This window comes from Bradyrhizobium sp. UFLA03-84, assembly GCF_002289535.1.
GTDB classification, from domain to species: Bacteria; Pseudomonadota; Alphaproteobacteria; order Rhizobiales; family Xanthobacteraceae; genus Bradyrhizobium; species Bradyrhizobium viridifuturi.
The window spans coordinates 182,580-202,777 of the sequence record NZ_NSJY01000017.1 but is presented as its reverse complement, the minus strand read 5'-3'; the positions used below and the strand labels follow the sequence as shown (position 1 = coordinate 202,777).

20 protein-coding genes are annotated in these 20,198 nt (G+C 65.8%); 16 read left to right on the top strand and 4 right to left on the bottom strand.

Going from position 1 to position 20,198, the window contains the following annotated elements; translation table 11 throughout:
* Positions 1-7 precede the first annotated feature (7 nt).
* The 6 genes from CK489_RS33590 to CK489_RS33565 all read left to right on the top strand — a co-directional run bounded on the left by CK489_RS33590 (position 8) and on the right by CK489_RS33565 (position 6,558).
* On the top strand, positions 8-1,171 hold the full coding sequence (locus tag CK489_RS33590) for an ABC transporter permease (RefSeq protein WP_095735322.1): 1,164 nt from the start codon (positions 8-10) through the stop codon (positions 1,169-1,171).
* A gap of 44 nt (positions 1,172-1,215) precedes the next feature.
* Positions 1,216-2,535 (top strand): adenylate/guanylate cyclase domain-containing protein, encoded by a 1,320-nt coding sequence (locus tag CK489_RS33585; RefSeq protein WP_502694162.1) that lies wholly within the window; start codon positions 1,216-1,218, stop codon positions 2,533-2,535.
* A 71-nt stretch (positions 2,536-2,606) separates the two neighbouring features.
* Complete coding sequence (locus CK489_RS33580; RefSeq protein WP_095735321.1) at positions 2,607-3,335, top strand: GntR family transcriptional regulator; 729 nt, start codon at positions 2,607-2,609, stop codon at positions 3,333-3,335.
* Positions 3,336-3,381: 46 nt separating this feature from the next.
* Complete coding sequence (locus CK489_RS33575; protein ID WP_095735320.1) at positions 3,382-4,626, top strand: MFS transporter; 1,245 nt, start codon at positions 3,382-3,384, stop codon at positions 4,624-4,626.
* A 15-nt stretch (positions 4,627-4,641) separates the two neighbouring features.
* Positions 4,642-5,541: an amidohydrolase family protein gene (locus CK489_RS33570; RefSeq protein WP_095735319.1), complete on the top strand. Its 900-nt coding sequence runs from the start codon at positions 4,642-4,644 to the stop codon at positions 5,539-5,541.
* 99 nt (positions 5,542-5,640) lie between these two features.
* Positions 5,641-6,558 (top strand): PhzF family phenazine biosynthesis protein, encoded by a 918-nt coding sequence (locus tag CK489_RS33565; protein ID WP_095735318.1) that lies wholly within the window; start codon positions 5,641-5,643, stop codon positions 6,556-6,558.
* On the opposite strand, the gene CK489_RS33560 is transcribed toward CK489_RS33565, so the two are convergent.
* Positions 6,555-7,016 (bottom strand): DUF488 domain-containing protein, encoded by a 462-nt coding sequence (locus CK489_RS33560; RefSeq protein ID WP_095735317.1) that lies wholly within the window; start codon positions 7,014-7,016, stop codon positions 6,555-6,557. The two genes, CK489_RS33565 and CK489_RS33560, sit on opposite strands and share 4 nt — an antisense overlap.
* Before the next feature lie 11 nt (positions 7,017-7,027).
* A complete protein-coding gene (locus CK489_RS33555; protein WP_245350589.1) occupies positions 7,028-7,888 on the bottom strand; it encodes a DUF72 domain-containing protein in 861 nt (286 codons plus the stop codon).
* Between the two features lie 139 nt (positions 7,889-8,027).
* Here CK489_RS33555 and CK489_RS33550 point away from each other — a divergent pair, with 139 nt between their 5' ends.
* From CK489_RS33550 to CK489_RS33505, 10 genes are all read left to right on the top strand, one after another.
* Entirely contained in the window at positions 8,028-8,384 is a 357-nt protein-coding gene (locus tag CK489_RS33550; RefSeq protein WP_095735316.1) for a hypothetical protein, read from the top strand.
* A 67-nt stretch (positions 8,385-8,451) separates the two neighbouring features.
* On the top strand, positions 8,452-8,661 hold the full coding sequence (locus CK489_RS33545; protein WP_095735717.1) for a hypothetical protein: 210 nt from the start codon (positions 8,452-8,454) through the stop codon (positions 8,659-8,661).
* A gap of 255 nt (positions 8,662-8,916) precedes the next feature.
* On the top strand, positions 8,917-10,050 hold the full coding sequence (locus CK489_RS33540) for a glycosyltransferase (protein WP_095735315.1): 1,134 nt from the start codon (positions 8,917-8,919) through the stop codon (positions 10,048-10,050).
* Positions 10,051-10,057: 7 nt separating this feature from the next.
* The gene (locus tag CK489_RS33535; RefSeq protein WP_095735314.1) at positions 10,058-11,560 is read left to right on the top strand and encodes a glycosyltransferase family 39 protein; all 1,503 of its coding nucleotides are present in this window, start codon (positions 10,058-10,060) and stop codon (positions 11,558-11,560) included.
* Between the two features lie 79 nt (positions 11,561-11,639).
* Positions 11,640-12,335: a DUF899 family protein gene (locus tag CK489_RS33530; protein WP_095735313.1), complete on the top strand. Its 696-nt coding sequence runs from the start codon at positions 11,640-11,642 to the stop codon at positions 12,333-12,335.
* A 434-nt stretch (positions 12,336-12,769) separates the two neighbouring features.
* On the top strand, positions 12,770-13,903 hold the full coding sequence (locus CK489_RS33525; RefSeq protein ID WP_347336261.1) for a DUF2778 domain-containing protein: 1,134 nt from the start codon (positions 12,770-12,772) through the stop codon (positions 13,901-13,903).
* A 263-nt stretch (positions 13,904-14,166) separates the two neighbouring features.
* Positions 14,167-15,123, top strand: coding sequence for a GAF domain-containing protein (locus CK489_RS33520; protein WP_050625809.1), 957 nt, complete (start codon positions 14,167-14,169; stop codon positions 15,121-15,123).
* Positions 15,124-15,317: 194 nt separating this feature from the next.
* Positions 15,318-16,826: an aldehyde dehydrogenase gene (gene adh, locus CK489_RS33515; protein ID WP_502694161.1), complete on the top strand. Its 1,509-nt coding sequence runs from the start codon at positions 15,318-15,320 to the stop codon at positions 16,824-16,826.
* 83 nt (positions 16,827-16,909) lie between these two features.
* Positions 16,910-17,260: a DUF779 domain-containing protein gene (locus CK489_RS33510; RefSeq protein WP_095735311.1), complete on the top strand. Its 351-nt coding sequence runs from the start codon at positions 16,910-16,912 to the stop codon at positions 17,258-17,260.
* Between the two features lie 108 nt (positions 17,261-17,368).
* Positions 17,369-18,865: an AMP nucleosidase gene (locus CK489_RS33505; protein WP_095735310.1), complete on the top strand. Its 1,497-nt coding sequence runs from the start codon at positions 17,369-17,371 to the stop codon at positions 18,863-18,865.
* A 22-nt stretch (positions 18,866-18,887) separates the two neighbouring features.
* Here CK489_RS33505 and CK489_RS33500 read toward each other — a convergent pair whose 3' ends face one another.
* Positions 18,888-19,517 carry a glutathione binding-like protein gene (locus CK489_RS33500; protein WP_095735309.1) on the bottom strand — a complete coding sequence of 210 codons (630 nt, stop codon included), beginning with the start codon at positions 19,515-19,517 and terminating at the stop codon, positions 18,888-18,890.
* Between the two features lie 10 nt (positions 19,518-19,527).
* The gene (locus CK489_RS33495; protein ID WP_095735308.1) at positions 19,528-20,121 is read right to left on the bottom strand and encodes a cysteine hydrolase family protein; all 594 of its coding nucleotides are present in this window, start codon (positions 20,119-20,121) and stop codon (positions 19,528-19,530) included.
* Positions 20,122-20,198: the final 77 nt, after the last annotated feature.

Genomic DNA, 20,198 nt, shown 5'->3' with positions numbered 1-20,198 from the left:
AAGTGCCATGAGTGCGACGGATACGATCCGGAATGGCGAGCAGAGGGAGCCGGCGTTCGGCTTCTGGCGCCGCAGCTACGCGATGCTGGTCAAGGAGTTCATCCAGCTTCGCCGCGACCGCGTGTCATTCGCCATGATCATCATCATTCCGGTCATGCAGCTCCTGTTGTTCGGCTTCGCCATCAACACCACGCCGCGGCATCTGCCGACCGCGGTGCTGCTACAGGAAGATTCCGACCTCGGACGCTCGATCCTGAAGGCGATGGAGAACACCGCCTATTTCCGCTTCACGCGCGAGGTGCACACCGTCGAGCAGCTCGACGAGCTGCTGCAGTCCGGCAAGGTGCTGTTCGGCGTTGAGATCCCGCGCGGCTTCGAGCGCGCGGTACGGCGCGGCGACAAGCCGGCGCTCCTGGTCGCGGCCGATGCCACCGACCCGGTCGCGGCGGGCTCGGCGCTCGGCGCGCTCGGGCCACTGGTGCAGGGCGCGCTGGCACACGACCTGCACATCGGTGATCCGCCCGAAATGCCGTTCGAGATCCGCGCCCATGCCCGCTACAACCCGGCGGCGGAATCGCGCCTCAACATCGTGCCCGGCCTGGTCGGGACCATTCTCACCATGACCATGCTGATCTTCACCGCACTGTCGGTGACACGCGAGATCGAGCGCGGCACCATGGAAAGCCTTCTGTCGATGCCGATCAAGCCGGTCGAGGTGATGTTCGGCAAGATCATCCCCTACGTGATGGTCGGCTTCATCCAGGCCGGGCTGATCATCGGCATCGGCGTGCTGCTGTTCGGCGTGCCGGTGCTCGGCAGCCTCACATTGCTGGGGCTGCTCACCACGCTGTTCATCACCACCAATCTGTCGATCGGCTATACATTCTCGACCATCGTGCAGAACCAGCTGCAGGCGATGCAGCTCTCGATGATGTTCTTCCTGCCGAGTATCCTGCTCTCCGGCTTCATGTTTCCGTTCGCCGGCATGCCGGTCTGGGCTCAATATATCGGCGAGGTCCTGCCGCTGACCCATTTCATCCGCATCGTCCGCGCCATCATGCTGAAGGGGGCGGCGATGCCGAATCTGCAATATGACACGATTGCGCTGGCTGCCCTGATGCTGTTCGCCATGACCGTCGCCGTGACGCGCTTCCGCCGCACGCTCGATTGAGGCTAGTATGAGCAAGGAGTCATTCTGGCATGGTGACCGGGGCGATGACGATGGCTGGCTGGCGGGGCGGCGATAAGACGACGCAGGACACGACGGTCTCCGCCGACTTTCATCACGCCCTGATGCAGGAGGTGATGACCACCGAGCTGCTGCGCATCAAGGTGCTGATCGGCATCGCCGTGGCGTTCTCGGTGATCACCTCGACGATCTACGTCGCGGCTCCCGAGGCGCTGGCCCGGGTGTGGCACGGCAATTTCAAGCCGTCCTATATCTACTCCGTCATGGTGCCGTTCATCCTGTTCGAATTGTGGGTGCACAGCGCGATCATCAGGCACCAGAAGCAGGGGCGCGACCTACCGATCATCAGGCGCTATGTCGGCGCGCTGATCGAGACGTCGATGCCGACGGTCGCGCTCGCCCTGCATATCGACAGCATGGGCCCCGTCGCGGCGCTCGGCTGGGTCGCGCCGCTGGTCTATTTCATCTTCATCATCGCCTCGACCTTGCGGCTGGATTTCTGGCTGTCGACCTTCACCGGCTTCGTTGCGGCCTCCGAGCTGTTCTGGATGGCGATGTATTATCGTCCCGACGGGACGCTCGATCCCGCGCCGGATTTCTTCTATCACGCCGCGCGCAGTGTGGTGATCCTGGTCTCGGGCGTGCTGGCGGGCACCGTCGGCATGCAGCTGCGGCGTCAGTTCGGCGCCAGCATTATGGCCGCCACCGCGCGCGACCGCATCACCAACCTGTTCGGCCAGCACGTCTCGCCGCAGGTGGTCGAACGTCTGATGGCGGAGGGCGCTTCTACCGGAAGCGACGTCCGCCGCGTCGCGGTGATGTTCGTCGATTTCCGCAGCTTCACCGCGGGGGCGAGTACGCGCTCGCCGCAGGAGGTGGTGGACAGGCTCGACGGCGCCTTCGCGGTGCTGGTCGACATCCTCGATCGCCACGGCGGCATCGTGAACAAGTTTCTCGGCGACGGCTTTCTCGCGCTGTTCGGTGCGCCGTTCGAGACCGGCGACGCCGCGCATCAGGCGGTCGCCGCCGCGCGCGAGATGCTGGCCGCCAATGAGCGCACCAATGCAACGTCGAGCTGGCCGCTGCGGATCGGCATCGGCATTCATATTGGTGAGGTCGTCGCTGGCAATATCGGCTCGCCGCGGCGCAAGGAGTACACCGTGATCGGCGACACCGTGAACTTTGCCGCGCGGCTCGAGGCGCTCAACAAGGAGCTCGGCTCGCAATTCCTGATCTCGTCTGCCGTGCATGATGCGCTCGGCGACGACTGCACGGACGCCGTGTCGCGCGGCGAGATCCCGGTGCGGGGCTACGAGCGCCCGGTGCCGGTCTGGCAATTGGGGTAGGCCACGCTTTAAGCGCCTAAGGTATCAGGGTAGCGATTGACTCGATATCATCTACTCATATAGATGACTAGATGACATCAGCCCTCGACGACCGCCTGCCGCGCTACCAGCGTCTCCGCGACGATCTCGCGGCGCGCATCAATCGCAATGAATGGCGTCCGGGGGATCTGATCCCCTCGGAGGCCGAGCTCGGCGCGCATTACGGCGTCGCGATCGGCACCGTGCGCAAGGCGATCGATCAACTGGTCCGCGACGGCGTGCTGGAGCGCCAGCAGGGCCGCGGTACCTTCGTTCGCCGTGCGCGCTTCAACTCCTCGCTGTTCCGTTTCTTCCGCTTCCAGTCCGAAAGCGGCGAGCGCCGCGTGCCGCAAAGCCGCATCCTGCGGCGCAAGGCGATGCCGGCGCCAACGGCGGTGGCGTCGGCACTGCGCATCTCAGTCGGCGAGCCCGTGATCAGCCTGTCGCGTCTGCGGCTGATCGACGACGTGCCGCTGCTTGCCGAGGAGATCTGGCTCGAGAGGTCGCGCTTCGAGGCGATCTTGTCGCTCGACACCGCCGAGTTCGGCGATCTCTTGTATCCGCTCTACGAGGACCGCTGCGGCCAGGTCGTGGTCTCCGCCGATGAAATCCTCACCGTCGAGATCGCGAACGAGATGCAATCGCGCCTGCTGCGGCTGGAAGCCAACGCGCCGCTGATCGTGATCGAGCGCCTTGCGTTCGATCTGGAGCGGCGGCCGATCGAATGGCGCCGCTCTCGCGGGCCGGCGGACCGCTTCCGCTACCACGCCGAGATCAGATGAACGCGGCAAGCAAATAAAACAACACAAGACATTTCAGGGAGGAATAATGGTGAACTGGTACAGCGAATGCTCGCCGCTCGAGCGGCGCACCTTCTGGGCAAGTTTTGGCGGCTGGGGCCTCGACGCGCTCGACGTCCAGATGTTCAGCCTCGCCATTCCGGCGCTGATCACCGCATTCGGGATCAGCAAGGCCGACGCGGGTCTGCTCGGCTCGGTCACGCTGTTCTTCGGCGCGTTCGGCGGCTGGCTCGGCGGCGCGCTCGGCGACCGCTTCGGGCGCGTGAAGGCGCTGCAGATCACGGTCGCGACCTTTGCGCTGGCGACCTTCGCCTCGGCCTTCGCGATGAACTACAGCCAGCTCGTGGTCCTGAAGGCCATTCAGGGCGTCGGCTTCGGCGCCGAATGGGCCTGCGGCGCGGTGCTGATGGCGGAGATCATTCGGCCCGAACATCGCGGCAAGGCGCTCGGCGCGGTGCAGAGCGCCTGGGCGGTCGGCTGGGGCGCGGCAGTGCTGCTCTCGGCCCTGGTGTTCACCTATGCGCCGGCCGATATCGCCTGGCGCGTCCTGTTCGCGGTCGGCCTGATCCCGGCGCTGCTGATCCTCTACATCCGGCGTGGATTGAAGGAGCCGCCGCGCGTCGCATCGCGCCAAGCCGACCCGCCGTTCTTCGCGACGCTCGCCGGAATCTTCCACCGCGACGTGCTGCGCTCGACCTTGATCGGCGGGCTGTTCGGCATCGGCGCCCATGGCGGCTATGCGGCGCTGACGACGTTCCTGCCGACATATTTGCGCGAAGTGCGGCATCTCTCGGTGCTCGGCTCCAGCGCCTATCTCGCCGTCATCATCGTCGCCTTCTTCTGCGGCTGCGTGGTCTCCGGGATCATCAGCGACCGGATCGGCCGGCGCGCCAACGTGACGCTGTTCGCCGCCGCCTGCGTCGTGACCGTGCTGGTCTATATCTTCGCGCCGCTGTCGAATTCGCAGATGCTGGTGCTCGGTTTCCCGCTCGGCTTCTTCTCGGCGGGCATTCCCGCCAGCATGGCGGCGCTGTTCAGTGAGCTCTATCCGGCCGGCGTGCGCGGCACCGGCGTCGGCTTCTGCTACAATTTCGGCCGCATCGTCTCCGCCGCATTTCCCTTCCTGGTCGGCTATCTCAGCGATCACATCGGCCTTGGCGCCGCGATCGGGATCGACGCGGCCTTCGCCTATTCGCTGGTGCTGGTCGCGGTGCTGATGCTGCCGGAAACCCGCGGCAAGGTTTTCGAGCAGGCCACCGCTGCGCGCGCGTGATGATGAGGAATGACCATGACATCGGACCAACATGGCTTGACGCGGCGCCGGTTTGCCGCGGGGATGGTTGCCGCGTTGTCGGCAGGCGGTTTGACGCGCAGAGTGAGGGCTGAGGTGCCGCAACCGGCGATCGATACCCACGCCCACGTCTTCCATCGCGGCCTGGAGCTCGCGCCGGGCCGGCGCTACGCGCCCGACTACGACGCGCCGCTCGCGCTCTATCTGCAGCAGCTCGACCAGAACGGCATGACCAACGGCGTATTGGTGCAGCCAAGCTTTCTCGGCATCGACAATTCCTATCTGGTCGAATGCCTGAAGGCGACCAATGGCCGGCTGCGCGGCATCGCGGTGGTCGATCCCGCCGTCGCGGCGGACGAGCTTCGCGCACTCGATCGCGCCGGCGTGGCCGGCATCCGTCTCAATCTGGTCGGCCAGCAGCTGCCGGATCTGACGTCGGCGGAGTGGACGGCGCTGCTGGCAGAGATCAGGACGCTCGACTGGCAGGTCGAGATCCAGCGCAACGCGACGGACCTCGCGATGCTTGCGCCAAGGCTGCTCGACCAGGGCGTGAAGGTCGTGCTCGATCACTTCGCCTTGCCCGATCCAAAACTCGGCGTCGACGATCCCGGTTTCCAGTCGGTGCTCAAGCTCGGCACGACGCGCAATGTCTGGGTCAAGATCTCGGCGCCATACCGCAATGGTCCGAGCGGCGAGGCATTCGCGAAGCAGGCCTACCCGCTGCTGCGCAACGCCTACGGCGTCGACCGGCTGCTGTGGGGCAGCGACTGGCCGCACACGCAGTTCGAAGCGACGCAGAATTATGCGAAGAATCGCAAATTCCTCGACGAACTCGTCACTGATGCCGATGAGCGCGCGCGTGTTCTGGCATCACCGCGCGAGCTGTTTCGCTTCTAGCTCGCGCTGGATTGTACCGAGTGCTCTGATGGGCGTCATTGCAGCCGTGCTACGATGATGCCAACGGTCGCGGATGACCGGAGCACAAGGACAAGCACGATGCAGCGGCGCTATATCACTGTCGACGTTTTCACCGACCGCGCCTTCGGCGGCAACCCGCTCGCCGTGGTGCTCGACGCCGAGGGACTGTCGACCGCGCAGATGCAGGCGATCGCGACCGAGTTCAACTACTCCGAGACGACCTTCGTGCTGCCGCCGCAGGATGCGGCCAATGACGCCAACGTTCGCATCTTCACGCCGGTCAGGGAGCTGCCGTTCGCCGGGCATCCCAATGTCGGTACCGCCTTCGTGCTGGCGCAGCTTGCGAAGGAGCCGAAGCCGCGTCTGGTGTTCGAGGAGAAGGCGGGGCTGGTGCCGGTCGACATCACACGAGACGGCGGCAGGGTCGTTGCCACCGAGCTGACCGCGCCGCAGCCGCTGTCGCGGCTGGCGCAATTCTCCGCCGGCGAGGTCGCGAGCCTGATTTCGCTCACGGCAGACGACGTCAGGACGGATCGCCAGGCACCGCAGGTAGTTGGCGTCGGAACTCCATTTCTGGTCTTCGAAGTCGCATCGCGCGATGCGGTGCGACGGGCAAAGCCGGATGCGGCGGCGTTCGGCCGCTTCTTCCCGCGCGACGGCGCATTCTCCGCGTATTTCTACACCCGCGACGTCCCGGCCGCGGAGGCGCCGTGCGATCTGCAGGCACGGATGTTCTTCTCGGGATCAAGCGGCCTGATCGAGGACCCGGCCACAGGCAGCGCCACGGTCGCCGCGGCCGCGCTGCTGGCCGCGCTCGATCCGCTACGTGACGGCGTCCTGAAGCTGACGGTCGGCCAGGGCTTTGACATGGGCCGGCCGAGCCTGCTGCTGACCCGCGTGCGCAAGCAGGCCGGCGCAAACATATCGGCGCATGTCGGCGGCGCCTGTGTGCAGATGATGCAGGGGACGTTGAGCGTAGCCGGCGAGGGCGGCTAGACCTGCGGCGCGGCGAGGTTCTCGATCTTGACGCCGTCGCGCTCCTCGATGATCTCGGCGATCCAGCGGCGGTGGCAGTGCTCGTGGTCGCGCTCGTAGCAGAGGATGCAGACCGGGCCGGACTTCTTCACCAGCGCCGACAGCTCGTCGAGCTCTTCCTTCGCCTGCACCGTCTTGAGATGCGCCGAATAGATCTTGTGCAGCAGCGCGTATTGCCCGCTGCGCGCCGCCTCCCGTCCGCTCTTCGGCGTGCCGAGGCCGCGCAGATGGACGTAGCCGATGCCGCGCTCGTCGAGACCCGCGGCGAGCTGGCTCTTGGAGAAGCCGGGCCGGCGCGAGGAGGCGACCGCGCGGACGTCGACCAGGAGCTTGACGCCGGCGTGCTCAAGCTCGTCGAGCACCGCTTTCGACGGCGTCTGCTCGTAGCCGATGGTGAACAGCCGCTTCGCCTTCGCCATCGCTAAAGCCTTCACTTCACCCGTTCGATCAGTTCCATCGCGCCCGCGGGCGCACGCACCTTGCCCTCGTGGATCACGTAGGCGAACACGTCGCGCGGCGCCTTCTTCGGCGCTGTCTTGTCGACCTTCGGCAGGTCGTCCGGCTCGCCGCCGCCGGCCCAGTCCTGAAAGCGCTTAGCCCAGGCGTCGAGCTGCTTCGGCGGATAGCAGGTCTTCAATTCGTCATTGCCCTTCTGCAGCCGCGCATAGACGAAGTCGCTGGCGACATCGGCGATCGCCGGATACTTGCCGTGCTCGGCAAACACCACCGGCACCTCGTGCTCGCGAATGAGGGCGACGAATTCGGGCACGCAAAAGCTGTCGTGGCGCACTTCGACGACATGGCGCAGCGCGCGGCCGTCGAGCTTGCGCGGCAGCAGCTCGAGGAACTTGCCGAAATCGGCGCCGTCGAACTTCTTGGTCGGCGCGAATTGCCAGAGCACCGGGCCGAGCCGGTCCCTCAGCTCGAGCACGCCCGAATCGTAGAACCGCTTCACGGAGTCGCCGGCTTCGGCGAGCACGCGGCGGTTGGTGGCGAAGCGCGGCCCCTTCAGCGAGAAGATGAAGCCGTCGGGCACTTCGCCGGCCCATTTGCGAAAGCTCTCCGGCTTCTGCGAGCCGTAATAGGTGCCGTTGATCTCGATCGAGGTCAGCTTCGAGGCGGCGTAGGACAGCTCCTTCGCCTGGGTGAGCTTGTCCGGATAGAACACCCCGCGCCACGGTTCGAAGGTCCAGCCGCCGACGCCGATATAGATGTTGCCTGCGTCCGTCTTGGTCGTCTTGTTGTTCGTCTTGGCGTCGGTCTTGGTCGCCTTGGTGGGAGCTTTGGCCACGACTGCACTCATCGTGAGGAGGGAAGGGAATAGAGAGTAGTCAAAATAATCGTGATTGGCCAGTTTGCCAGATTGGCGCGGCGGTGCTTATCGTGATCGCAAGCGTTGGCTAGGATGCCGAAAAACGGGAGAACAACGCATGCGCATGCTGCTGGCGGCCGCCCTCTTGATCACATCGTCAGCCGCGATGGCCGACGAGGTCGACGACGCGCACAAGCTCGCGATCACCGGCCGCGACGCCTACTGGAATTGTCTCGCCCGCGAATATCCTCGCGACAGCAACAAGGCGATGTCCGATCAGGAGTTCACCTCGCTGATCGCCAATGTCTGTCCCTCGGAGCGGCAGAACTTCCGGGTCTCGCTGATCGACTTCCTGACGCTGCAATTTCCCAAGCAGGATGCGGACGCCAATCTGACCACCGCCAACCGCGCGATCGATCTGGCGCAGAAGGACATCGTGACCGCCTTCACCCGCCGCAAGGCCGCGGCGAAATAGGTTCCCGAATCCTGTTGCGGCCGGCCGATTTTTGATATCAATCCGGGCAGGCGAGGGGATGATCGGGATGCGCTCACAATCGACGGCAGGCTTCTTGGGCGCAGTGGTCGCAGCCATCGCGCTGGCGGCGGCGTTCATCTACGGGCCGTCGCCGAGCCAGCTCCGTCACCCGACCCAGCCTGCCGCGGCGCAGCCGCAGGCGGCGCCCGCCGCCGAGGCTGCACCGGCGGCCCCGGCGCCGCGCGGCCCGGTGATCCGGGAAGTCCCGAACAACTAGCGCCCGTTGTGCAGATTGCCCCTTGCGAACCGCATGGGGGCTTCCTATCTGGCTCATAACGGCGACGTTGCAGCTTAAGGGCTCCGGCGCTGGGACGACCACGGCAATGTCGGCTGCGCCGGATGTACGCGCGCCCCTTGTTCGTGGTCGTTGGCATTTTCAGGGGTGTTTTGCCCCGTTTTCCCGCTTCCCGAGACCGCGTTTGGGTCGGCCCGCCTTGGCAGCGGGGGAGGCTGCGGCTATACGCTGGCGCTCATGAATGACGCCATCAAGCTCAGCCCCGAAACCGCGTCGCAGGCAGCAGGTCTGCCGCAGCTTTCGGTGGTGGTCCCGACCTTCAACGAACGCGACAACGTCACGGTGCTGTACCGCCGGCTCGACGCGACCCTGAAGGACGTGCCGTGGGAGGTCATCTTCGTCGATGACAATTCGCCCGACGGAACCTGGGACGTGGTGCGCGCACTGGCGCGGAAGGACTCCCGCGTGCGCTGCATCCGCCGAATCGGCCGGCGCGGCCTGTCCGGCGCCTGCATCGAGGGCATCCTGGCCTCGAGCGCGCCCTTTGCCGCTGTCATGGACGCCGACCTGCAGCATGACGAGAGCCAGCTCCCGAAGATGCTGGGGCTGCTGCAGAGCGGCGAGGCCGAGCTCGTGGTCGGCAGCCGCTACATCGAGGGCTACAAGGCCGACGGCTTCAACAAGCAGCGCGCCGGCGCCAGCGCCTTCGCCACCGAGATCGCGCGCCGCACGCTGAAGGTCGAGGTCGCCGATCCCATGAGCGGCTTCTTCATGATCCGCCGCGACCGTTTCGAGCAGCTCGCGCCGCAGCTCTCGACCCAGGGCTTCAAGATCCTGCTCGACGTGGTGGCCACGGCAGAGGGCAAGCTGCGCACGGTCGAGGTTCCCTACACATTCGGTGCCCGCCAGCATGGCGAGAGCAAGCTCGACTCGATGGTCGCGCTGGACTTCCTCGGCCTCGTGCTGGCGAAGCTGACCAACGACCTGATCTCGCTGCGCTTCATCCTGTTCGCAGCGGTCGGCGGGCTCGGCCTGCTGGTGCATCTCACAGTACTGTTCATCGCGCTGGAACTGTTCAAGGCGCCATTCCCGGAGGCCCAGGCCGCCGGCGCGATCGTTGCGATGACCAGCAACTTCATCCTCAACAATTTCCTGACCTATCGCGATCAGCGGCTGAAAGGTTTTGGCATCCTGCGCGGCCTGCTGCTGTTCTATCTGGTCTGCAGCGTAGGCCTGCTGGCCAATGTCGGCGTCGCGTTCTCGGTCTACGACCAGGAACCGATCTGGTGGCTTGCGGGCGCGGCCGGCGCGCTGATGGGCGTGGTGTGGAACTACGCGATGTCCGGGCTGTTCGTCTGGCGCAAGCGATGACGGCGGCATGAACGCAACTGAGGCGCGGCTGGCCCGGAACACCGCCCTTGCGGTGTGCGCGCTGGTCGTGTTGCGGCTGGCCGCCGCCGCATGGACGCCGCTGACCTTCGACGAAGCCTATTACTGGATGTGGTCGAAGTCGCTCGCCGGCGGCTATTACGATCATCCGCCGATGGTGGCGGTGGTGATCCGGCTCGGCACCATGATCGCCGGCGATACGCCGTTTGGCGTGCGCCTCGTCTCGATCCTGCTCGCGCTGCCGATGAGCTGGGCGATCTACCGCGCGGCCGAGATCCTGTTCGGCGGCCGGCGCATCGCCGCTAGCGCGACCATCCTGCTCAACGTCACGCTGATGGCCGCCGTCGGCACGCTGATCGTGACGCCGGATGCGCCGCTGCTGGTTGCGTCCAGCTTCCTGCTGTACGCACTGGCGAAGGTGCTGGAGAGCGGCCGCGGCGCCTGGTGGCTCGCGGTCGGCGTCAGCGCCGGTGCGGCGCTGCTGTCGAAATACACGGCACTGTTTTTCGGTCCCGCGATCCTGATCTGGCTTTCTGTCGTGCCGAAGCTGCGGCGCTGGTATCTCTCGCCTTGGCTCTATCTCGGCGGTCTGGTCGCGGCCGGCCTGTTTGCGCCGGTCATCCTCTGGAATGCCGATCACCAATGGGTGTCGTTCATCAAGCAGATGGGCCGCGCCCGGATCGAGGATTTCCGGCCGAACTACATCGCCGAGCTGATTCCGACGCAGTTTGCGTTCGCAACGCCGCTGGTCTTTATCCTCGGCGTGATGGGCCTCTATGCGCTGTACCGGCGCCGCGCCGGCGCGATGCCGGCACGGGTGCTGGTCAACACCATGTTCTGGACCATCGTGGTCTACTTCACCTGGCACGCGCTGCATGCGCGGGTCGAGGCCAACTGGTTCGCGCCGGTCTATCCGGCCTTCGCGGTGGCGGCTGCGGTCGCCGCGATCCAGGTGCAGTGGGCGCCGCGCGAGCAGCGCACGATCGATTTCTGCCGCCGCTGGGCCGCGCCCACCGGCGTCGTGCTGTTCGCGCTGCTGATCGTGCAGGCCAATACCGGCATGCTCTCGGGTTACCGCCGCGACGCCACCGTGCGCAGCGTCGGTGTCGGCTGGCAGCAGCTCGCTGATGAGATCGAGGCGGCGCGGGTGCGGTCCGGTGCGAGCTGCGTGCTGGCGCCGGACTACGGCACCACCGGCTGGCTGGCCTTCTATCTCCCCAAGGGCACCTGCGTCGCCCAGCAGGGCCAGCGCATTCGCTGGGTCAACATGTCAGAGCCGAGCCCGGCGCAGCTATCAGGCAAGCTGCTGTATGTGCATGAGGTCGAGCAGGAGATCCCGGCCGCGATGCGCGACAATTTCGCCCGCGTCGAGACAGTGGGCGAGGCCAAACGCATGCGTGGGCCGTTGGTCGTCGAGACCTACGCGTTCGATCTGCTTGAGGGCGCAAAGGGCGATGTCCTGGACCGCTCGCCGCCGCCGGAACTGCAATAAGATCGTCGCCGTTGAGTGTCGGATCGTCCGGGTCCGGGTCGTCTTCCAGGGAGCCCGTCAACCACGCGAGGTTCCAACCATGACCAGTTCCGTCCTCAAGCCGGCCGCCGAGCTCGCCAGCACCAACACCAGGCGCTTTCCCAACGAGAGTGCCGAGTATCGCCGGGCGCGCCAGGCGCTGCTTGTCGAAGAGATCGAGCTGCGCCGGCACATAGCGCGCGTCGCCGAGTTGCGCCGTGCCTTGCCGCCGGGCGGCGAGGTGACGAGGGCCTATGCATTCACCGGCGAGTCCGGCGCGGCGTCGCTCACCGACCTGTTCGGCAACAAGCAGACCCTCATCATCTACAGCTACATGTTCGGCCCGCAGCGCGAGAAGCCGTGTCCGATGTGCACATCGTTCATGGGCACATGGGAGGAGAAGCTGCCTGATATCGAGCAGCGCGTGTCGCTGGTGTTCGTGGCGCGCTCGCCGATCGCACGGCTGATCGAGGCGAAGCGGGCGCGCGGCTGGACCCGCCACAAGGTCTATTCGGATGCGTCGGGCGATTACACCCGCGACTATGTCAGCAGGGATGACGACGACCTACCCGGCTACAACGTCTTCACGCGCGATGGCGGCACGATCCGGCATTTCTGGGCCGGCGAAATGGGTGCCGGCACGATGGATCCCGGCCAGGACCCGCGTGGTGCGCCGGACCTGGATCCGCTGTGGACTTTGCTCGACACCACGCGCGAGGGGCGCGGCGCGGACTGGTATCCGAAGCTCGCCTATTGAGAGATGGTTTTTGCTCGATCCCCGCGCGATTACGGGGCGATCGGCAAGGAAATTCTCCCTAGGATTCATCCCGGCAGGCGGCGGCGGAGCAGCCTGCCGGGATGTCCCATCATGGGACAAAAAAGCCGTTTTGGCGGTCCAATGTCATCTTAAAAAAGCCCTACGCCACAGGCACTTCCCGCGCTGCAGGGGATGCGCCCAGTTAAGCGGCATTTAACTAAAAGTCGCCTTAATGGCCGTCTGTGCCCCCTGCGCTACGGTTACGCCGAGACATCGTTCGGCAGATCCAGTGTGGGGACAAAGGTGGACCTGTTTTGAGCGTCGGGCGTATGGGTACGAGTGCAAGTGCGTATGTTCTTGGGGCGCCGGTCCGCAAGAAATCCTCCCGAAAGATTCTTCCGCAGCATTTCTTTGGCAGCGCCGCCGTTGCTGCGTTGGTCCTTGGCTGCGCCTGGACCGTCTACGCCAACATCTTCGCGGCGAATGTCTATCCGTCGGTCGGCAATGCGTCGTTCGATGCGCCGGTGGTCAAGCGGCCCGTGGCGGTCGCGACCCGCCCGGCACCCGCGTTCAACGAGGTGTTCGCGTCCGTGACGCCGGCGCCGGTGGCTCCGGCAAAGACCGAGGTCGCGAAGTCGGAAGCCGCGGCGCCTTCGCTTATGTTTAACGATCGGTTTGCAGCCGCCTCGCCCGAGGGCGTCGCGTCCAGCGTCGTGGCCGACGCCGCACCGCAGATCGACCCGATCAAGCAGGCCGCCGCACCCAAGGTCGTTGCGACGGCGAGGGCGGTGGCCACGGCGGAGCTCGCCGAGACAACGAAGCCGCTGCCGGCGCCGAAATCGGTCGAAACCGCCAAGAAGCAAGCCGCCGCCAATCTGCAGGTGGCGCTCAACGATCCCACCGCCAACGTTCAGCCCAAGGCAACCGAGAAGGGCGCCGAAGCGAAGCCGGCCGAGGCCAAGCAGGCCGCGAAATCCGGCGGCGTCCGCGACATGGCCGCGCGCGCCAAGGCCGCGGTGATGTCGATCGCATCGAGCGAGCGGCAGACCATGGTCGAGAAGCTGTGGGGCAAGCGCGAGTCGAGCGGCGGGCTGCTGTCGTTTGCCTCCGCCGATGCCAACGTCACCGGCAGCATTCCGTCGACGCTGGACCAGAACCCGATGCTCGGCGGCTCGCCGCCCTATGACCGCCAGACCGCGGTGTACGACATCTCGGCCAGGACCGTGTATCTGCCCGACGGCACGCGCCTCGAGGCGCATTCGGGCCTCGGCTCGAGGCTCGACGATCCCAGGTCGTCGCATCTGAAGATGGTCGGCGTGACGCCGCCGCACATTTACGAGCTGAAGCCGCGCGAGGCGCTGTTCCACGGCGTGCCGGCGCTGCGGCTCAATCCGATCGGCGGCGAGGGCAAGATCTTCAACCGCGTCGGCCTGCTCGCGCACACCTTCATGCTCGGCCCGAACGGCGATTCCAACGGCTGCGTCTCGTTCAAGGACTATTACGCGTTCCTCGATGCCTACCGCAACAAGGGCATCCGCCGCCTCGCGGTGCTCGCGCGGATCCAGTAAGCGCATTGTCCCGGAGGGGACGCCGAGTCCCCGAGCCCCTTTGGACTGCCCCGCCGTCGTGCCGCGGCGCCCGGCGCCGACGCGGCGATTGACCTTTCGCAAAATGCATTGTGGCTAGCGGGATATACTAGCCTTGGTATCGCAATGACGGGGTCGCTTGAAAGGGCTTGGGGCACGTTATAGTCTACCAAATATAGGGGTGCCTGAGCCAACAGCGCCGCGCTCCCGCGGGTTCGCAGAACCTTGGGAGCAGGGAGGAAAGCATGAGCCGCTCGACGGATATCGTGCACACGGACAAGGTTCTCGACGTGCTTTCCGGAGGCGGAGCGCCATCCGACTTGTCGGCGTCGTGGCGTCGCTCCGGCCATCTGCATGCACTCGATCCCGCATCCCGTCTGCCGTCTCATCGTCTCAACGAGGTCGAGGTCGCCGCTGCGCAGCAGCGTCTCGGCGAACTGCTGACGGTCGCCCAGGCCACGCTCGACCGGTTGTTTCTTGCCGTCGGCGGGGTGGGGTGTTCCGTGTTGCTCGCGGACCGCGACGGCGTCGTGGTCGACCGACGCGGCGCAGACGCCGATGATGCGACGTTCAACACGTGGGGTCTGTGGACCGGCGCGGTCTGGAGCGAGAAATACGAGGGGACCAACGGCATCGGCACCTGCATCGTCGAAAAGCGGCCGCTGTCGATCGATCGCGAGCAGCACTTCTTCACGCGGAATTCCGGCCTGTTCTGCACCACCGCGCCGATCTTCGACGAGCACGGCGAACTGGCTGCCGCGCTTGACGTCTCCTCCTGCCGCGCCGACCTGACGCGAGGATTCTCCCGGCTGATCGCGACTACCGCCATCGATGCCGCGCGCGCGATCGAGGCCGAGAATTTTCGGCGGGCGTTTCCCGACGCCCGAATTCTGCTGACGCCGCAAAGCGAGCGCGCGGTCAACTCGCTGCTGGCGGTCGATCGCGACGACCTCGTGATCGGTGCGACGCGTGCGGCGCGCCGTGCGTTGGGCCTCACCGCGGCATCGCTGGCGCGGCCGCTGCCGGCTGCCGATCTGATCGGCGAGACGCGCGACAATGGCGACCTCGTTGCCGCAGAACGCGCGGTGTTGCAGCGTGCGCTGGCGCGGGCCGGCGGCAACGTATCCAGGGCCGCCAAGGATCTCGACATGTCCCGCGCGACATTGCATCGCAAGCTGAAGCTGCTCGGTCTGCACCGCTAGGTGATCCTGCCGCAGCTAGGTCCGGTCGCCCGGGCGAGACGCGCCGATGGCGATTTGCGGTGCATCCTGTCTCAGATTTGCGACAGTTCCCGCCTGCACCTGACGCGGGCACCTGTTCTGTTTGCCCGATTTGACCGACCGTTTCGGCCAACGCCGTGTGCATCGGCGTGCCAACGGAGGAACACATGAACAAGATGGACATGCAGTCCGTGCTCAAGGCGCCGTTCGCCAAGCGCTACGGCAATTTCATCGGCGGCGAATGGCGCGAGCCTCGCTCCGGCAAGTATTTCGACAACATCTCGCCGGTGACCGGGTTGCCGGTCTGCGAAATTCCGCGCTCTGACGCCGCGGATATCGAGGCGGCGCTTGATGCCGCGCATGCGGCCAAGGATGCCTGGGGCAAGACCAGCCCGGCCGAGCGCGCGCTGATCCTCAACAGGATCGCCGACCGGATGGAAGCCAATCTAGACAAGCTCGCGACCGCCGAGACCTGGGACAACGGCAAGCCGATCCGCGAGACGACGGCCGCCGACATTCCGCTGGCGATCGACCACTTCCGCTACTTTGCCGGCGTGGTCCGCGGGCAGGAAGGCTCGCTCTCCGAGATCGACCACGACACGGTGGCCTATCATTTCCACGAGCCGCTCGGCGTGGTCGGCCAGATCATTCCCTGGAATTTCCCGATCCTGATGGCGACTTGGAAGCTGGCGCCCGCGCTTGCTGCCGGAAACTGCGTCGTGCTGAAGCCCGCCGAGCAGACGCCGGCCTCGATCCTGGTCTGGCTCGAACTGGTCGGCGACCTCTTGCCGAAGGGCGTGCTGAACGTCGTCAACGGCTTCGGCCTCGAGGCCGGCAAGCCGCTGGCATCGTCGAACCGGATCGCCAAGATCGCCTTCACCGGCGAGACCACGACGGGCCGGCTGATCATGCAATATGCGTCGCAGAACCTGATCCCGGTGACGCTCGAACTCGGCGGCAAGTCGCCCAACATCTTCTTCAAGGACGTCTGCGCCGAAGACGACGACTTCTTCGACAAGGCGATCGAAGGCTTCGTGATGTTCGCGCTCAACCAGGGCGAGGTTTGCACCTGTCCGAGCCGTGCGCTGATCCAGGAATCGATCTACGACAAGTTCATGGACCGTGCGCTCAAGCGCGTCGAGGCGATCACGCAGGGCAGCCCGCTCGATCCGACCACGATGATCGGCGCGCAGGCGTCCTCCGAGCAGCTCGAGAAGATCCTCTCCTACATCGACATCGGCAAGAAGGAGGGCGCGCAGGTCCTGACCGGCGGCGAGCGCAACAATCTCGGCGGCGGGCTCTCGGGCGGCTACTACGTCAAGCCGACCGTCTTCAAGGGTACCAACAAGATGCGCATCTTCCAGGAGGAGATATTCGGGCCGGTAGTGTCGGTGACCACCTTCAAGGACGACGAGGAAGCGCTGTCGATCGCCAACGACACGCTCTACGGTCTCGGTGCCGGCGTCTGGAGCCGCGACGCCAATCGCTGCTACCGGTTCGGCCGCGCCATCCAGGCCGGCCGGGTCTGGACCAATTGCTATCACGCCTATCCCGCGCATGCGGCGTTCGGCGGCTACAAGCAATCGGGCATCGGCCGCGAGACCCACAAGATGATGCTCGACCACTACCAGCAGACCAAGAACATCCTGGTCAGCTACAGCCCGAAGAAGCTCGGCTTCTTCTGAGGCCATAGCTCACGCGCTGTGGACCAACGCGACGAGCTCCGGCGGGCCGATGCCCCGCCGGAGCTCCCATCACGGAGGCCGGGATGGCTGACAAGGTAACGGCGACGCCAGCTGCGCTCGAACTGCTTGCCGAGATCGTCGCCGACCATGGGCCGGTGCTGTTTCATCAATCGGGCGGCTGCTGCGACGGTTCGTCGCCGATGTGCTACCCGCAAGGTGAATTCCTGATCGGCATGCACGACGTCAAGCTCGGCGAGATCGGCGGCGCGCCGTTCTACATCAGCGGTTCGCAGTACGAGGTCTGGAAGCATACCGACCTGATCATCGACGTCGTTCCTGGCCGCGGCGGGATGTTCTCGCTCGACAACGGGCGCGAACGCAGGTTCCTGACCCGGTCCGAACTCTGCGCGCTGCCGTCGCGCGAGGCCGAATAGGGCGGCCGGGCGCGACCAGCGCCGATCTGGAACTCGAGACTATTGTCGCTATACTGCGGTGATCCCAAGCGAGTCCCGGCTCGGCAACGGATCTGGTGCAAAGCGAACATGTCTCCCACGCCCCTCATCGAAACCCCACCGCCGATAACGACGGAAGCCTTCACCGATGCCGCAGCCGCCGTTGCTCGCCTCGAAGAAATCTACGAGCGCAACACCGGCTTCCTGCGCAATCGCTTCGAGGCCTATGTCAACGGCGCCGTGATCACGACGCGGGTGCGCGCGCACTATCCTTTCGTCCGCATCACGACCTCGTCGCATGCGCGGCTCGATTCGCGGCTGGCCTACGGCTTCGTCGCGGGACCCGGCATCCACGAGACCAGCATCACGCGGCCGGATATCTTCCGGACCTATCTGACCGAGCAGATCGGGCTCTTGATCAAGAACCACGGCGTGGCGGTCGAGATCGGGGAGTCCAGCGAGCCGATTCCGATCCATTTCGCCTACCGGCGCGACATCAATATCGAGGCGGCGCTGACCATCGCCGACAGCTCGGCGTTCACAAGGTCGCTGCGCGACGTGTTCGATACGCCCGATCTCGCGGCAATGGACGATGCGATTGCCGACGGCACGTTCGAACTGACGCCGGGAACGCCGGAGCCGTTGTCGCTGTTCCGCGCCGCGCGGGTCGATTACTCGCTGCGCCGGCTCTATCACTACACCGGCACCGACCCCGAGCATTTCCAGAATTTCGTGATCTTCACCAACTACCAGTTCTATGTCGACGCCTTCGCACAATCGAGCTTGCAGCGTCTCGCGGCGGGCGAGGAAGGCCTCGAGGCGTTCGTCGCGCCCGGCAATCTGATCACGCGCAGCGCGCTGGCAGGCGGCGGTACCACGGGCACCGCATCGGAGCGCGTGCCGCAGATGCCGGCGTTTCATCTCGTCGAGCCCGGCTATCGCGGCATCACGCTGGTCAATATCGGGATCGGCCCGTCGAATGCGCGCAACATCACCGATCACGTCGCGGTGCTGCGGCCGCATGCGTGGCTGATGATCGGGCATTGCGCGGGCCTCCGTAACACGCAGCGGCTCGGCGACTACGTGCTGGCCCATGGCTATGTCCGCGAGGATCATGTACTCGATCACGAGCTGCCGCTGTGGGTGCCGATCCCCGCGCTGGCGGAGATGCAGGTCGCGCTGGAGGAGGCGGTCGGCGAGGTGACCGGGCTCACCGGTTTCGAGCTCAAGCGGCTGATGCGGACCGGCACGGTCGCCAGCGTCGACAATCGCAATTGGGAGATCAGCGGGCCGCAGGTGATCCGGCGGATGTCGCAGTCGCGCTCCATTGCGCTCGACATGGAATCGGCGACGATCGCCGCCAACGGCTACCGCTTCCGCGTGCCCTACGGCACGCTGCTGTGCGTCTCCGACAAGCCGCTGCATGGCGAGATCAAGCTGGCGGGCATGGCGAGCGAGTTCTATCGCCAGCGCGTCGGCCAGCACCTTCAGATCGGCCTGAAGGCGCTGGAGCGGCTCAAGCAGCAGGAATCCGAGCGGCTGCATTCGCGCAAGCTGCGCAGCTTCGCCGAGGTCGCGTTCCAGTAGCCCCGGAAGACGCGCGCCTCGCTCATGCGGCGAGCGATTTCCACAATTGCGTCTCGATGCCGACCGCGGCCTTGACCTGCGGCCGTGCCTGGATGCGTGCGAGATAGGCTGCCAGTGACGGCCATTGCGCGACGTCGACGCCGGCGCCGCGGAGCAGCAGCAGGGCCCAGGCGAGGTGCGCATCCGCGACCGTGAAGCGATCGCCGACCAGGAATTCACGGTCCGCCAGATGCACCGACGGCACCGACAAGGTCTGGCCGATCCTGGCACGCGGCTTGGCAAGCGATGCGTCGTCCTTGTACCAGAAGGTCGGGAACAGAAAGCCCTTGTGGATCTCGGTGCCGATGAAGCTCAGCCATTCCTGCAGGCGGTAGCGATCCGGATCGCCGGGCGGCGGCGCCAGGCCGAGCTCGGGTTTGCGGTCCGCGATGTATTGCAGCACCGCCGCGCTCTCGGTCAGGCGCTCGCCGTTCTCGAGCACCAGCACCGGCACCGCGCCCTTCGGTGCGACCGCGCGGAAGTCGCCATCGTCCTCCAGCAGCTTCTTGGTCCAGAGCTGCACGAGGTGGTAGCGCGCCTCGATTCCGGCCTCCATCAATGCGATGCGGCTGGCGAGCGAGCAGGCCATCGGCGAGAAATAAAGTTCAAGCATGATGGTGATCTCAGGCGAGCGCGTTGCCGCGGGCGATGATTGCGAAGCGGTCGGACAGTTCGGCGAGCGCGACGTCGTGAACGAGCCTTGCTGCAATCGTGCCGCCCTTGCCGTCGGGCAGGTCGCGGGTGGCGCAGCTCTCGGCGTCGATGGTGGTGCGGAAGCCGAGATCGAGCGCGGCACGCGCGGTCGAGCTGACGCACATATGCGTCATGAAGCCGGCCAGCACCAGCTCCTTGCGGCCGGTCGCGGCAAGCTGCGCATTGAGGTCGGTGCCGGCGAAGGCGTTCGGCAACTGCTTCTCGATCACGATCTCGCCGGGCCGCGGCTTGAGCGGTGTGACGATCGCGCCGCGCTCCGCGTCGCGATCGAACAGGCTGCCCGGCCCTCCCTTGTGCGCGATGTGGATGATCTTGGCGCCGCTCTCCCGCGCGCGACCGAGCAATGCGGTGGCGCGGGCGATTGCGGGGCTGGCGTCGGGCAGGGCGAGGGGACCCGTCAGATATTCGTTCTGGATGTCGATCAGCACCAGGCAGGTCTCGCCGAGGCGCGGCGGGGTGGTGTCGATACCGGCAAGCTGCATCAAGGTTTTGGCTGACGACATGGTCCTGGTCTCCACGAGATGGGGTGGCTGAAATATAGCCGCGGAGCGGCCTGCTGATATGCAGGGATATTGCAGCC

What these genes read in the sequence shown, in the direction of transcription:
- CK489_RS33510 (WP_095735311.1), top strand. Translation starts at nt 16,910, where the DNA reads ATGGCTGACAAGGTAACGGCGACGCCAGCTGCGCTCGAACTGCTTGCC.
- CK489_RS33530 (WP_095735313.1), top strand. Translation starts at nt 11,640, where the DNA reads ATGACCAGTTCCGTCCTCAAGCCGGCCGCCGAGCTCGCCAGCACCAAC.
- CK489_RS33560 (WP_095735317.1), bottom strand. Translation starts at nt 7,016, where the DNA reads ATGGCGAAGGCGAAGCGGCTGTTCACCATCGGCTACGAGCAGACGCCG.
- adh (WP_502694161.1), top strand. Translation starts at nt 15,318, where the DNA reads ATGGACATGCAGTCCGTGCTCAAGGCGCCGTTCGCCAAGCGCTACGGC.
- CK489_RS33540 (WP_095735315.1), top strand. Translation starts at nt 8,917, where the DNA reads ATGAATGACGCCATCAAGCTCAGCCCCGAAACCGCGTCGCAGGCAGCA.
- CK489_RS33505 (WP_095735310.1), top strand. Translation starts at nt 17,369, where the DNA reads ATGTCTCCCACGCCCCTCATCGAAACCCCACCGCCGATAACGACGGAA.
- CK489_RS33565 (WP_095735318.1), top strand. Translation starts at nt 5,641, where the DNA reads ATGCAGCGGCGCTATATCACTGTCGACGTTTTCACCGACCGCGCCTTC.
- CK489_RS33550 (WP_095735316.1), top strand. Translation starts at nt 8,028, where the DNA reads ATGCGCATGCTGCTGGCGGCCGCCCTCTTGATCACATCGTCAGCCGCG.
- CK489_RS33590 (WP_095735322.1), top strand. Translation starts at nt 8, where the DNA reads ATGAGTGCGACGGATACGATCCGGAATGGCGAGCAGAGGGAGCCGGCG.
- CK489_RS33520 (WP_050625809.1), top strand. Translation starts at nt 14,167, where the DNA reads ATGAGCCGCTCGACGGATATCGTGCACACGGACAAGGTTCTCGACGTG.
- CK489_RS33575 (WP_095735320.1), top strand. Translation starts at nt 3,382, where the DNA reads ATGGTGAACTGGTACAGCGAATGCTCGCCGCTCGAGCGGCGCACCTTC.
- CK489_RS33580 (WP_095735321.1), top strand. Translation starts at nt 2,607, where the DNA reads ATGACATCAGCCCTCGACGACCGCCTGCCGCGCTACCAGCGTCTCCGC.
- CK489_RS33570 (WP_095735319.1), top strand. Translation starts at nt 4,642, where the DNA reads ATGACATCGGACCAACATGGCTTGACGCGGCGCCGGTTTGCCGCGGGG.
- CK489_RS33585 (WP_502694162.1), top strand. Translation starts at nt 1,216, where the DNA reads ATGACGATGGCTGGCTGGCGGGGCGGCGATAAGACGACGCAGGACACG.
- CK489_RS33535 (WP_095735314.1), top strand. Translation starts at nt 10,058, where the DNA reads ATGAACGCAACTGAGGCGCGGCTGGCCCGGAACACCGCCCTTGCGGTG.
- CK489_RS33500 (WP_095735309.1), bottom strand. Translation starts at nt 19,517, where the DNA reads ATGCTTGAACTTTATTTCTCGCCGATGGCCTGCTCGCTCGCCAGCCGC.
- CK489_RS33495 (WP_095735308.1), bottom strand. Translation starts at nt 20,121, where the DNA reads ATGTCGTCAGCCAAAACCTTGATGCAGCTTGCCGGTATCGACACCACC.
- CK489_RS33545 (WP_095735717.1), top strand. Translation starts at nt 8,452, where the DNA reads ATGCGCTCACAATCGACGGCAGGCTTCTTGGGCGCAGTGGTCGCAGCC.